This window comes from Candidatus Accumulibacter contiguus (genome assembly GCF_036625285.1).
GTDB classification, from domain to species: domain Bacteria; phylum Pseudomonadota; class Gammaproteobacteria; order Burkholderiales; family Rhodocyclaceae; genus Accumulibacter; species Accumulibacter contiguus.
The window spans coordinates 3042636-3055788 of the sequence record NZ_JAZKUC010000001.1; the positions used below are offsets into that span (position 1 = coordinate 3042636).

Annotated in this window: 12 protein-coding genes and 1 pseudogene; 8 read left to right on the top strand and 5 right to left on the bottom strand. The window is 60.1% G+C overall.

Annotated features, from left to right (window positions below; all coding sequences use genetic code 11):
- Nucleotides 1-34: 34 nt before the first annotated feature.
- Nucleotides 35-944, top strand: a pseudogene (locus V5B59_RS14645) (IS1380 family transposase); the annotation flags it as partial.
- 282 nt (nt 945-1226) lie between these two features.
- Here the strand turns inward: V5B59_RS14645 and V5B59_RS14650 are convergent.
- From V5B59_RS14650 to V5B59_RS14665, 4 genes are all read right to left on the bottom strand, one after another.
- Nucleotides 1227-1526 (bottom strand): BrnA antitoxin family protein, encoded by a 300-nt coding sequence (locus V5B59_RS14650; RefSeq protein WP_372703651.1) that lies wholly within the window; start codon nt 1524-1526, stop codon nt 1227-1229.
- Between the two features lies 1 nt (nt 1527).
- Nucleotides 1528-1830: a BrnT family toxin gene (locus tag V5B59_RS14655; RefSeq protein WP_169070577.1), complete on the bottom strand. Its 303-nt coding sequence runs from the start codon at nt 1828-1830 to the stop codon at nt 1528-1530.
- Between the two features lie 417 nt (nt 1831-2247).
- Nucleotides 2248-3414, bottom strand: coding sequence for an IS91 family transposase (locus V5B59_RS14660; protein WP_248594865.1), 1167 nt, complete (start codon nt 3412-3414; stop codon nt 2248-2250).
- 1 nt (nt 3415) lies between these two features.
- Nucleotides 3416-4291, bottom strand: coding sequence for a tyrosine-type recombinase/integrase (locus V5B59_RS14665; RefSeq protein WP_169070578.1), 876 nt, complete (start codon nt 4289-4291; stop codon nt 3416-3418).
- 247 nt (nt 4292-4538) lie between these two features.
- On the opposite strand from V5B59_RS14665, the gene V5B59_RS14670 reads away from it, so the two are divergent.
- Nucleotides 4539-4913, top strand: a complete 375-nt coding sequence (locus V5B59_RS14670; RefSeq protein ID WP_332351988.1) for a hypothetical protein — start codon at nt 4539-4541, stop codon at nt 4911-4913.
- A 451-nt stretch (nt 4914-5364) separates the two neighbouring features.
- Nucleotides 5365-5991 (top strand): reverse transcriptase domain-containing protein, encoded by a 627-nt coding sequence (locus V5B59_RS14675; protein ID WP_332351989.1) that lies wholly within the window; start codon nt 5365-5367, stop codon nt 5989-5991.
- On the opposite strand, the gene V5B59_RS14680 is transcribed toward V5B59_RS14675, so the two are convergent.
- The gene (locus V5B59_RS14680) at nt 5903-7438 is read right to left on the bottom strand and encodes a DUF6399 domain-containing protein (RefSeq protein WP_332351228.1); all 1536 of its coding nucleotides are present in this window, start codon (nt 7436-7438) and stop codon (nt 5903-5905) included. The two genes, V5B59_RS14675 and V5B59_RS14680, sit on opposite strands and share 89 nt — an antisense overlap.
- Before the next feature lie 189 nt (nt 7439-7627).
- Between V5B59_RS14680 and V5B59_RS14685 the strand changes: the two genes are divergently transcribed.
- The 5 genes from V5B59_RS14685 to V5B59_RS14705 all read left to right on the top strand — a co-directional run bounded on the left by V5B59_RS14685 (nt 7628) and on the right by V5B59_RS14705 (nt 13133).
- Nucleotides 7628-8491, top strand: coding sequence for a reverse transcriptase domain-containing protein (locus tag V5B59_RS14685; protein ID WP_332351990.1), 864 nt, complete (start codon nt 7628-7630; stop codon nt 8489-8491).
- 120 nt (nt 8492-8611) lie between these two features.
- On the top strand, nt 8612-10612 hold the full coding sequence (locus V5B59_RS14690; protein WP_169070581.1) for a hypothetical protein: 2001 nt from the start codon (nt 8612-8614) through the stop codon (nt 10610-10612).
- A gap of 36 nt (nt 10613-10648) precedes the next feature.
- Nucleotides 10649-12088 carry an IS66 family transposase gene (gene tnpC, locus V5B59_RS14695; protein ID WP_169072211.1) on the top strand — a complete coding sequence of 480 codons (1440 nt, stop codon included), beginning with the start codon at nt 10649-10651 and terminating at the stop codon, nt 12086-12088.
- A gap of 111 nt (nt 12089-12199) precedes the next feature.
- The gene (locus tag V5B59_RS14700) at nt 12200-12547 is read left to right on the top strand and encodes a hypothetical protein (RefSeq protein ID WP_169072185.1); all 348 of its coding nucleotides are present in this window, start codon (nt 12200-12202) and stop codon (nt 12545-12547) included.
- 160 nt (nt 12548-12707) lie between these two features.
- A complete protein-coding gene (locus tag V5B59_RS14705; protein WP_332351991.1) occupies nt 12708-13133 on the top strand; it encodes a hypothetical protein in 426 nt (141 codons plus the stop codon).
- Nucleotides 13134-13153 lie beyond the last annotated feature (20 nt).

Consider the following 13153-nt stretch of genomic DNA (forward strand, 5'->3'; position numbering starts at 1 on the left):
GAAAAAATGATGAATGAGTTGTGTGTAAGGGTATGGGTTTGACGGCTATACCCCGATCGCCGCCTACTTGGGCAACGAAGGTTGGAACATCGGACTCGAATTGCGCCCGGGAAAACAGCACTCGGCGCTGGAGACGGAGTATTTTCTCGAACGAGTCTTCCCGCGCGTCGCCCGTTTGGTGCCCAACGATGCAAAGGTGCTGGTGCGTGACGACAGCGGCTTCGACAGCGCCTGCTTGCTGTTCGCCCATGCGGAGGAGCGGGATCGGATGGCGTCTCTGGGGCGCTGCTTCGAGTACATCGTCAAATGGAATCCACGCGGCCAAGCCAGCGTCAAGCACAAGCTGGAATGGGTTGCCCGCGCCGAGAACGCCAACGCCTTCCGGGAAACCCGTCCAGGCAAGAGGGAAGCCCTGTTGAGTCTTGACGTGGAACGTGCCTGGAAGAAGGAGCACCGAAGCTTCCGCCTCATCGTCCGGGTCGTCGAACGGACCATCGACAAGCGGGGGCAACACCTGCTGGAGCCCACGGTCGAGATTGAAGGCTGGTGGACGAGCCTTGCCGAAGCGCCCGAAATGGTCATCGAGCGCTATCAGGATCACGGCACCCACGAGCAGTTTCATTCGGAAATCAAGACCGATCTTGATCTGGAACGACTGCCCTCTGGCAAGTTCGATACCAACGATGCGGTGCTGCACATTGGGGTGTTCGTTTACAACTGCTTGCGCCTGATTGGCCAACTGGGGTTGACCGGCGAAATGTCGCCAGTAGACATCCCGCCAAACGTCGCCGCCTGAAGACGGTATTGCAGGAAGTGATGTACCGCGCAGCCCAGTTCATCGCCAGGCACGCCGTTTGTTTCTCGACTTTGGCGCCTGCGCGGGACACATCGTGCCGGTCTTCGCCTTTGTTCAGGATCGACTGCTGGCGGCGCGAAGTCCATGACACCGCACGCGTTCGTCCTCGATAGGCTTCAGCCGATCCTGGGTGAAGGAAGGCATGGGCTTGCCTACTCGACTGGAAAACAGGGGCTGGCCATGCCATAGAGCCACGGCACCAGGTCAGGCATTCCTGATCTGAGGTATTTGACCGTCTCCGACGGTACCAATCGACCGCTCAGTCGGCAAAATCAGGGAGAATTCTCATGCGAAATGCATTACTGCTTTTTCACCACGGATTCAGGTATTGTGTCAAGTAGGATGTCCACTTCACGTTATGCCTCGGACATCACACCGCGGAGTGAGTTTTGAGCCAGTCGCGTAGCGCCGCATTCATGCGGGTCTGCCAGCCGGGGCCAGCGGCACGGAAAGCGGCGAGGACGTCTCGGTCGAAGCGGATCGTAGTCGACTCTTTGTCACTCCCGGTCGGTCGCCCACGTTGCTTACGGTATGCCTCAATACCGGCTTGCATTTCTTCGCGCGTCAGCGGCCGTTCATCCTCATTTTTGCCGTCCCAGACATACGGTGTTCCGGCGTGTACTTTCGCCAAGTCGGTCTTGCTTTCGCCACGTTTGCGAGTGGCGTGCATATCATCGGTTCCCATTGAAGTCCTCTTCGAGCCAGCCATGGTAAGCGCTCCTTTCCTCTTCACTCGCCGGTCGGAAACTGACAATCCGCAGGGCATCTTCGCGAGCCGTATGCACCACCGTCAGCACCGCCAGCACCTCAAACACATATGCGAACGACTGTATCCGCTGTTCGCTGCTTCGCACACTCGCCACGTCAAGACGATAGGGGCTCTCAAGCACCATCACCGCATCGACGAAGTCCAACCCATGTTTGTCGAGGTTGGCTTGCCGCTTGGCTTCGTCCCAAAGAATATGCGCGCTCATCACCTTTATTGTAGTAACGGTAAATGGGGAAGTAAAGGATTTTCGTTACTACGCAAACCGAGGCATAACCCCTAAGGATTGACACGACCCTCAGGGTCGTCTCAATCCGTTGTTCAAGAAGCCCGGTACCACAGCCAGAGCAGCGGTTGGCTACAGAGATATATGGGGAATGCCTCGAGCGGTTCAGTCGAGGCACGGCACGCCGGGGGTTGGCGTCGGAATGCGGCGTCAGAAAACCCGCCGATCAACCCGTGGCGAGCGTCTTCAGGGTGCGATCGGCGGTGTGGCAAGATCTGGCCAGTGGTTGCCAAAGTCATTTTTCGGGCAACGGGCGACAGTCTCCCTGCGCCCCTCGCGGAAGCCGCTGCAGGGCGAACGTAACGAAGGGGCAAATGAAGTAGCGCGCTGGCGGAGCGTCTATCCCAACCCGCGACCCGCACTCGCCCCAACTGGCTTGCCACCGATCTCGCCAAGGCGCGACAGGTCTCGACTGCCCAGGGGACGCGGCAACAGCACACCACACCAGCGCAGCCTCCCGCCACAGTGCGGGCAAATTGGGCCTCGTGGTGTCGGGTGCTCCGAATGATTGTCCGCTGCTTTCGCCGCGCTCACGGCGAAACCCCGGGCCAGTTCGATCCGACCCTTCACCTCTTCGATGCTCATCGAGCAACTCGGCGAGAGAAAGCCGAAGTAGCGCACCTTCATGAACCCGGTGGGCAAGACGTGCTGCAGAAAGCGGCGGATGAACTCCGCCGGCGGGAGCGCCATCGTCCGCTCGCGCTGACTGTTCACCTTGCGGTAGCGAAACACCACCTCGGTATCATCGGCGCGAAGGATGCGTTCCTCCGAGATTGCCACCTTGAACACATAGCGGGAGAGATACTCGAGGCTCGCCTGTGCGTCGCCGACCGACTGACAATTGACGTTCCAATCGACCGTCCAGACTGCGGGGTCGATCTCTCCGAGCAAGCCGGCGGCGTCCATCGCATCGCGGAACTTCGCCCGGAAGATCGGCGATAGGGCACGCACGGGCAGAAAGAAACCGCGATCAGCCGCATGCCAGCGGCCATCGGCGCGATCAAATGCGCCGCCAGGTATCACGTAGTGGATATGCGGGTGGTACTGGAGTTGCCGGCCCCAGGTATGCAGCACACCAAAGAAGCCCGGCATGTCAGCTCCCAGGTGCTGGTCATCGGCGGCCAGAGTCTTGATGGCCCCGGCGGATGCCGCGAACAAAGCCCCATGGCCTGCACGCGGATGGCCACGCAGAAACTCGCGCAAGGGCGCCGGCACGGTGAAGGTCAGCATGAAATAGGGGGTCGGCAACTGCCGATCGAGCTGCCGATCGAGCCACGCTTCGGCCTTGCCCTGCTGGCAGACCGGACAGTGACGGTTGCCACAGCAACGCGTGGCGACATGCGGCTCGCCGCAGTCCTCGCACTGATAGAGCACCGAACCACAAGCCGGGCTGCGGCAATCGATGATCGCCTCGATCACCCGTGCGTGGCTGCCCGGCAGGGTTTCGCCGAACTCGGCCAGGTAGGCCGGTCCGTGCCGGCGAAAGATCTCCTGAATGGCGCCCATGTCACAGATCGTCCATCAGTTCATTGATGCGCGCCACCGCTTCTTCCTGCCCCTTGCTGGTCAGGTGCAGATAGACCATGGTCGTCTCCAGGCTGGTGTGGCCGAGGTTCTGCTGGATGACACGGAGGTTGACGCCGGCCTCGAGCAGGTGGGTGGCATAGGAGTGCCTCAGCGTGTGGACCGACACCGCTCGCTTGGTGATTCCCGCTTGGCTCTTTGCCGAACGGAGTGCGCCTTGCACACTGCTGATCGCCATCGGTGTCGTCGCGCTGGTCGCCGAACGACTGTCGCGCCCATAGGCCGGAAACAACAGTTGCGGATGGCGATGGCTGCGCCAGTGCTGGCGTAGCGTTTCCAGCGTGGCGCGTGGCAGTGGCACGAAACGATCCTTTGCTCCCTTGCCCCGGTGCACGTGGATCATCATGCGATCACTGTCGATGTCGGAGACTTCGAGGTAAAGCGCTTCCTGCAACCGGAGCCCGCAGGCATAGACCGTACTCAGATAGGCCCGGTTATGCGGCGTCCGCACACAGGCCAGCAGCGCGCGCACCTCTTCACGACTCAACACCGCCGGCAAGCGCGATTCGCTCTTGGCACGCAGAAAGTTGAACAGATTCCAATCGCGCTGGAGAACCTTCACGAAGTAGAAGCGGATACCGCAGTAGCAGATGCGCAGGGTGTTGGCCGACCAGTGATCGACATTGCGCCGGTGCAGGAAATAGGTCTCAAGCTCCGCCTCGCTGATCTCTTCCGGGGACTTGCCCCCGTGGAACTCGCAGAGCATACGTAGCGCCCGGCTGTAAGCCTCCTGGGTCCGCCCGGCCTTGCCGTTGAGGGCCAGGGCATTCATCGATTTCTGATACCAGTCTGTCATCATGTCGTCTCTCCTCGGAAAAAATGGGAAACCGCCGCGACGCGGCGGTCCAAGGAGGAAAACAGAAATTCGGAACTCCGGCCAGACGTTGGGCCGGCTCCGTCAATATACGGAGTACGATTACGTCAGTGCGCGCAACTGCCTGCCGCGCAGCGGCTTACTTGAACCCCTCCATCGAGCGGACTCGCCTACGGCGAGCCGCTCATGTCGAACGTTGGGCGGTCTCGCACACCAGTTGAGCAATGACTTCATGAAAGAAATCATGTACGACCACAACAGCGTCTTGATCGTCTCAGCCCTCTTTGTTTGCATGCTTCTCGCCATGGAAATAGGCTTTCGTAGCGGTCGTCGCAAACAAGCGTGTGCGACTGAAGCAATCACGCAAGCCAATGCTGTGCTGGCCGCGATGCTGGGCCTGCTGGCGCTGTTGCTGGCCTTCACATTTTCTGCGGCGCTGCAGCGCTACGAAAATCGTAGCCAGACAGTCGTGGCTGAAGCCAATGCCATCGGAACCACGTATCTCAGAGCGCAACTTCTTCCCAAGGGGATGCCCGATGAAGTGCAGGCGCTGCTCCGCCAATACCTGGGTGTACGTGTGCGCCGGGCATGGCGCGTTACTTCATAGGTGAAAGTCCTATGGCCAGGTTTTCGCAGAGCCGAAGGCAAGGAGAAGGGCAAGGGCGTCGCCGCGAGGCGGGGTCTGGAGGGTGGAAGCGGGGTTTCCAAGAGCAAACTGCTTTGCTCTTGGCCGCTGGAACGACGCGAGCTCTGCGAGCGGTTGGAAGCCCAATCCAAAGCTGCGGGGCGATGAACAAAAACCGGATATGAGGCGTGATGCATCCGGGGCGAGCGGGCACGTGACCGCGAAGCCCTCCATCTGCGGTTGGGGTGCATTTTGTAAATCCGGCGTCTATGCAGCGAAGGTAACGAGTCTTACCCCGGGAGATCTCCCCGGTGCCTCAGAGGACCGAGGCTGGGCGTTGGGTGACTGGCGCTGAATACCGTGGAGAAGTCAGCCGAGGGCATAGTAGGTGGCGCTTCCCACCGAAGGCCCGAACGATGAAAGGCGAAGGACCATGACGAAGAGAGACGGGATCGCATCTGACCACCTGCTTACGCAGGCTGCGGCTACACCGCAGGATGAACTCGTCGCTGGTTTGTCAGGGACCCCCGAGTCGATTCCTCCCCAGGCGTTGCTGGCCCAAGTGCTGGATCGGGCCAATTTGCGACGCGCCCTGAAGCAAGTGCGCCAGAACAAAGGCGCGCCGGGTCTCGACGGCATGACCGTCGAAGCACTACCGGATTACCTCCGACACCACTGGCCGGAAATCCGCGAGCAACTGGAAGTGGGCTGCTACTGCCCGCAACCGGTCAAGCGCGTGGAAATCGAGAAGGCGGACGGGAAAAAGCGCCCCTTGGACATCCCGACGGTGTTGGACCGCTTCATCCAGCAAGCCATCGCGCAAGTCGTCTCGGCGCAATGGGAACCCCACTTCAACACCCACAGCTACGGATTCCGCCCCAAGCGCTCGGCCCACCAGGCCGTCCGCGCCGTCCAGGCCCATATCCAAGCAGGTTTCAACTGGGTGGTGGATATGGACCTGGGCTTCCCACTTAAGCCGGGACAATCTCTAACTTCAATGGGTTATGCACAACCCGGTGGCGGGACTTCCTCGGTAAGGGAAGTTCCCCCATCTGGTTGAGCAGCCAATCGAAAAGATCAGGGAAAGAGGTGCTAAACAGACGTTCGGCTGCGATAGTGCCGTCACTACGTCTCACCCCATAGTTGTGGATAACCGTTAGCGCAGCCAGGCGGCATTTCGTCAGACCTCGCCCGTTATGATACAACTGGGACAAGCGGCCATTGCGCCCTTCGACGGCGGAGGAGCTGCGATGGAACTGTCGCACCATCCATTCCCCCCATTCTAGCCAGCGCTGCAACTCACTCTCGGAGAATCCCGAATGGAACGGGTCTGCTTTCCAGGCCTCTAATGCTCGCTGCCAAGCCTCCTGATACCGTTTCCGGTGAACCCTGTTTTGCGTTTTCCGCATTTGGTAGTGCCAATAGAGTACGGGCAACAGCTTGCTCGTCAGCCATTGCCGAGTCGCTTCATCCAGAGACCAGCCCAGCAGGATTTCTTCTACCCAAAGCCACCAAAAGCTGACGTGACTCGATAAGGCGCCGATCTGGGCACGGAACTTCTTCAGGGCGGAACGGGTATCCTGGATCCCTTGTTGCGCCGCCAGAGTTTCCAGGGCCTGTGCTCGCGTTTCCAGTCCTGCCACTACGCTCTCCGCCGTCGTGCGAGTATTCTCCTCCAGGGAGAAGGGATGGATTTCCTCGGCGATTCCCAGCAACTGCTTCTGGTACTCTTGCTGCGCCTGTTCCACTTGCGCGCGGGCTTCCCAGGCACAGGCCTGTTGTGCCGCCAAAGCCGCCTTTTCCTCGGTACTGGCTCCGCGCGACGGCTGATCAAGGGCCTTCTGGGCCAGTTCGCAGCACTGATCCGCCTTGGCTTTTCGACGTCCCAAGGCCGGTGACAACCAGCGACTGAGGCCATATTGCTCGTGGAACGTATCCGCGCCCGAGGTACACTCAAAGCCTGTGACCGCTAATTTGATCAGGGCCTTCGCCCGGTCACTGATGGCGTGGTTGACTTCGATACCCAGTGCTTCCAGGCGCGGGGTCACCTGGGCAAACCAGGTATCGAAACCCCGGTCCTTCTGAATCGACTCCAGCAATAGGTAGCCCGAGGACAAATCCATCAGCACCAAGATCAGAATCTCCCCAAAGAACGTCTCATCCGCGGCCACCACCGCTTGGCGTGTCCGCGTCGGTACCGAGGCTTCACACTGTTGCTGAAACAGGGGCAACAGCGCTTCCATCCGGCTGAGTTGGGTCTGCAAGGCGCTGGGAGACACCCCCACATGGGTATGAAGGCGGATCAATTGGAAGAAATCCGACAAGGCACCCGCCCCCACATGATGTTGCAGCCCGAACGTGTACAGCACAGCAAATACCAGCAATCTCAGCCATGCCTCCCCCTCTTCGGTTTCCCAAAACCCCGATTCAGGATGTCGGTTCCTACGGGCTTGCGCTTGCAGGTGGCGATGAACACTGCTTTTCGGGCGATGAATTAATTCCCCCACTGCACGCAGGCTTCGTTTTCCCTGGTCTGTAAGTGCGGCAAAAATGACGCGGCTGGTTGTCCGTATGGCTTGAGTCGTAGAGTTTTTTTGTCATAAAACTGATGATACAGGAGATGCGGCAACCAGTTCCCATCTCCTCAGCTCCCTTCATCCTCAGACTCTATCGGTAGCATGACTGTCCCGCTTTAAGTGGGAAGCCTGGACCTGCAAGCCTTCTTTGACCGGGTGAATCATGACCGGCTGATGGCGCGGCTGAAGAGTCGCTGCCCGGACGCCGACCTGCTGCGCCTGATCAATCGCTTTCTGAAGGCGGGCGTGAGCATCGAGGGGCAGGTTGAACCGACGCCTCTCGGCGTGCCGCAAGGTGGGCCGCTCTCGCCCGTGCTGGCCAACGTGGTGCTGGATGAACTGGATTGGGAACTGGACCGGCGTGGCCACCGCTTTGCCCGTTACGCCGACGACTGCAACATCCTCGTCAAGAGCAAGCGCGCGGGCGAGCGCGTGATGGCCAGCGTGACACGCTTTGTCAGTGACTCGCTGCGGCTCACAGTGAATCCACTGTGGTGGGGTAAGACGCACCGCAGGTGCGGCAAAAGCGCGGTCGATCGACCCATGAACCGCAAGTTCCTGGGCTTCACGGTCAGCCGCAACGGTGCCAGGCTCAAGGTGGCCGACAAGGCCCTCGACAAGCTCAAGGACCGCGTGCGGGAACTGACCCGCCGTACAAGAGGCACCACATTTGCCGTCGTCGTCGCAGAGCTTCGAGAGACCCGGCTTGGTTGGAAAGCGTACTTCGGAATCACCGAGGTGCTGAGCCCTCTGCGCGACATCGACAAGTGGGTACGACGCAAGTTACGCTGCTATCTCTGGAAACAATGGGGTCGAGCGGGCTATCGGGAACTACGCAAACGCGGCGTGTCGGTCCGCGAAGCGTGGAACACCAGCAAGTCCGCGCACGGTCCGTGGCGGGTGTCGCAGACACCGGCCTTGTCGATCGCGCTACCCTTGCGCTTCTTCGAACAAATGGGACTACCGAGCCTTGCGCCCCGGTAGGAATTTGCTTCATCGAACCGCCGGATACGTGATCCGTTCGTCCGGTGGTGTGGGAGGGGGAGGCCGTGAGGCTTTCTCCTATCCCGATTAGGCTTAATCCAAAACGTCACGAGGTGGAACATGAATGAAGTGCAAGGGAAGTGGAGTTATCAGAGCGTTTCCTCATTCTTGAGCGAGAGCTACTCCGCTCTTAGCCCCCAGGCGGCCTTGGCCGCCCCGGTACAAGCTTTGGTAGGCGTCACTTCAGACATGGCAGCGATGCTGCAACGCTTCGGCATCAGCACCGTCATGGATTTGGCGGCCTCTGGATTGTTCGACGCGGCCCGGCGAATCGTTGCCGTGGCCGATTCGCAGTCTTCATCGGTCACTGTGCCAGGCGACTTGGTGGACGCCACGTACCGCGGAAAGGGCGCCAATATCTTGGCGGCGGCACCCATCACCGCCTTGAATGGCATAGGCGCCGCCAAGGATGCGCGGCTTGCCGTAGCGCTTCGCGTGACCAGTATCCGTGATCTGGCGGATTGGCGACCCTACAGAAACGCAAACGCCATCCTGCAGCAGGCATATGGAGCCTCCGAGAGCATCGTTGACGACCCCGAGCGCCCAGACGATCTAATCCCAATTCCACGCCGCTACGCAACCGAGCGCGTCCAGTACGACGTGATCGTTCTCGATCGCGTCATTCTGGAGTCCGCCGACACCCCAGACGGGGACGCCACACCGGCCACCATGGTTCCCCCGTTGGCCCCGGTGTCACCGAGCAAACTCCAGGACATAGTCACTGCAGGTGGCATCGACATCAGCGATATCGTGGCCTCGGCCCTTACCGCCAAGCTGGCGGTGGGTGCGGTGCTGACCTATCGCCAGAGTTGGTTCCCACAAGGGTTGGCACTGGGTCAACTGCTGCACTCTATGGCGCTTGCCCCTGGCGAAAGCACGCGCATCGCAATGGTCAACTGGTCTCGACGCATCCGCGGAACGAGCGCGGACGACACCACTCAGACTGAACTCATGGCTGCAGACATAGGACGTGCAAGGTCAATGGGCGAGGTGACGTCTTCTGTAGCCCGGGAAGCACAGAGCGGATTCTCTGGGTCGGCTTCGGTCGCTACAGAAAATCAGTCGGGAACGACCACTGGTCAGTCGAATGTCGGGGTTAGTGCCGGCGGCAAATCCCCTGGTCTGCTGGCATCCATCGGCGCAGCCATCTTCGGCGGAGAGGGCGCCAGCGCTCAGGTCGGATTTGGGAGTTCGTCCTCTGGAACATCGTCGGCCAATTCCACCGCGACCACCAACGCGACCGGCTGGGCTTCTTCAAATGGCTCGCGCAGTCTGAACGCAGAGATGCAGCAGAACATCAGCGACCGCACGCACCAGGCAGCAAACTCAGTGCGGAACAGACGAGCCACCACCGTCACGGAGTCTTCGCAGGAAGAAAGCGAGAAGCTCAGCACGCGTGTAGTGACGAACTACAACCACATGCACGCCCTCACCATCCAGTACTTTGAGGTTGTCCAAATCTATCGGGTGATGGTGGAGTTGTCCCGCGTGACGCGTTGCCTCTTCCTGCCGATGAAGCTGGTGTCTTTCACCAATACCACCATCCGGCGCTTTCGGGACGTCATCGCCAGGGCAGCGCTGATCCCCGGTGTGCGAGCGTTGCAGTGGGCCGAACCGGACAATGTCGTGATTCATGCGCCAGCAAAGGCAGGGCCTTGGGGCGCATTTTGGTTGAACGCGGTCTCAAATGCGTTGGGAGACGAAATTGGCTTTCCCAACGATCCCAGCATAGTCTTGCCGAAGGCAGGGCTTCAGATCCACACTGTCGGTGGCGATATTCAGGCAATGTTTGAGGGATTGATTGTTGAGTTCAACGATGGGACGACGAGACGAAATGCCATTCCCGAACGTAAGGCTGACGACGTCTGGGGCTGGCAGGGTTACTCAGTGGATGTTACGCAGTCCGGAGCAGCGCTGAGTTTGGAAAGTCCAGATCGATTTCGCCGCCGTAACTACTCAGGAGTCCTCCGCCAAGCGGACAGGCTGAAGCGTGGCGACGCTCAGGTACTGGAATTTTTGCTCAGAGCGAACGTCCAAGCTTTCAAGAGAACCCAGCATTGACCTCGCAATGGATAGGCTTCGTACAGGTGAGTGGGCATGGACGAGATTCCCGACCTTGAACGACTGAGTGTTGCCGAGAAGGATGATCTGATCCGCGAGCTTTGGCCCTTACGTGCGCTGGTGCGGCAGTTGAGGGGAGAAGTGGAGAAGCTGCAGGCGAAGGTGCAGGAACTGGAAGGTCGAGGGGCCAAGAATAGCCACAATTCGAGCAAACCACCGTCCTCGGATGGGCTGGCCAAGCTGCCGGCCAAGCCCCGTTCGCTGCGCAAACCGGGGCAGCACCCGAATGGCGGACAGCCGGGGCATACTGGACACACGCTCCAGAAGGTAGAAAAGCCGGATCGAGTCGTCGTGCATTTGCCCGCGGCCCACTGCCACGCGTGCCAAGGCCCCCTGGGGGAAGCGACGATGGCCGAGAGCCGGCAGGTGTTCGATCTGCCGCCGTTGCGCTTTGAGGTCACCGAGCATCAAGTTTGGGCGGCGACCTGCGCCTGCGGCGAGGTGTGCCGTGGCGAGTTCCCGGAAGGCGTTTCTTCGCCGGTCCAGTACGGGCCGGCGGCGTTGGCGGCAGCGGTGCATCTGACGCAACACCACATGATGCCGGTGCAACGCACGTCGGAGCTGATGGACGATTTCTTCGGACTGCCGATGGCCGAAGCCACGGTACTCGCCGCCTCACAGGAGGCCGGGGTCCGGCTGACGCCGACGGTGAGCACCATCGGCCAGGCCCTTCAAGTCGCCGATGTCGCGCACGCCGATGAGACCGGGCTGCGTGTCGCCGGCTCGCTGCACTGGATGCACGTCCTGGCGACCACGCTGCTGACCTGGGTCGCCTGCCATGCGAAACGCGGCAAGCAGGCGTTCGATGCCCTGGGAATTCTGCCCGGCTTCCTGGGCACCCTCATTCACGATGGCTGGAAGCCTTATCGTGACCTCCTCTGCAAGCACGGTCTGTGCAATGCCCATCACTTGCGCGAGCTGACCTACCTCTTTGAGGATCTCGGGCAAGCCTGGGCCGGCCGCATGATCGATCTCCTGCGGACGGCCTGTCATGAGGTCGGTCAGACCGGCGCGCCGCTGCCGGAATCCCGCCGGGCGTTCTTCCTGTCCCGCTACGCCGACATTCTCAGTGAAGGGGAAGCCCTCAATCCCCGGGCTCCACCCTCGGGCAAACGCGGGCGTCCCCGGCAAAGCAAGGCGACGAACCTCCTCCTGCGCTTGCGCACCTACACCGACGATGTCTGGCGCTTTGCCACGGATCCCGGCGTTCCGTTCACCAACAACCTGGCCGAGCAAGCCGTGCGCATGTCCAAGGTCAAACAGAAAGTCTCCGGCGGCTTCCGGACCAAGAAGGGGGCCGATGCCTACTGCATCATTCACTCGTATCTCGCAACCATGCACAAGCAGGGCGCCAATCTCTTCCACGCCCTGATCCTCACTTTCCAGGGCCAGCCCCCTCAGCCTCGCCTCGCTTGAGCTTCGGCGTGGTCGCCCTGAGTAGTTACTCGCCGCCTTGTATTGAAGCGTCGAGTCGGCCAAGAAACAAAGGCAGGCATCGCCAACATTCATCTGCTATACGACATACGCTTGCCTGACGGCACCCAACTTGGGGACCGTCCCGACTTGGATGCACCGACGCTCGTGCTACCGGTGTCGATCCGCTATGAGAGCAACGAGCCACTCACCGTGGCCTTTGAGTTCGGCTCGACGTTGGCGCAGGCCGATGTTTTGAGCCACCTCAACCAGAATTCGTTGCACTACAGCAGTGCCATCTGGCGGTCGCTCGATGCGGCAACGATCACAACCATGCTTTCCTCGTATCGCTTCGGCAACCGGCCGCTGATTGAGCAGATTGATCCGTTGCCCGTCGCGGTGTCGGGCAACTATGTGATCTTCGGCTTCCCACTTAAAGCGGGACAGTCATGCTACCGATAGAGTCTGAGGATGAAGGGAGCTGAGGAGATGGGAACTGGTTGCCGCATCTCCTGTATCATCAGTTTTATGACAAAAAAACTCTACGACTCAAGCCATACGGACAACCAGCCGCGTCATTTTTGCCGCACTTACAGACCAGGGAAAACGAAGCCTGCGTGCAGTGGGGGAATTAATTCATCGCCCGAAAAGCAGTGTTCATCGCCACCTGCAAGCGCAAGCCCGTAGGAACCGACATCCTGAATCGGGGTTTTGGGAAACCGAAGAGGGGGAGGCATGGCTGAGATTGCTGGTATTTGCTGTGCTGTACACGTTCGGGCTGCAACATCATGTGGGGGCGGGTGCCTTGTCGGATTTCTTCCAATTGATCCGCCTTCATACCCATGTGGGGGTGTCTCCCAGCGCCTTGCAGACCCAACTCAGCCGGATGGAAGCGCTGTTGCCCCTGTTTCAGCAACAGTGTGAAGCCTCGGTACCGACGCGGACACGCCAAGCGGTGGTGGCCGCGGATGAGACGTTCTTTGGGGAGATTCTGATCTTGGTGCTGATGGATTTGTCCTCGGGCGGGTCTTCCCCCGTAGCTGTTTAAGTGCTTGAAAACATTAGTAC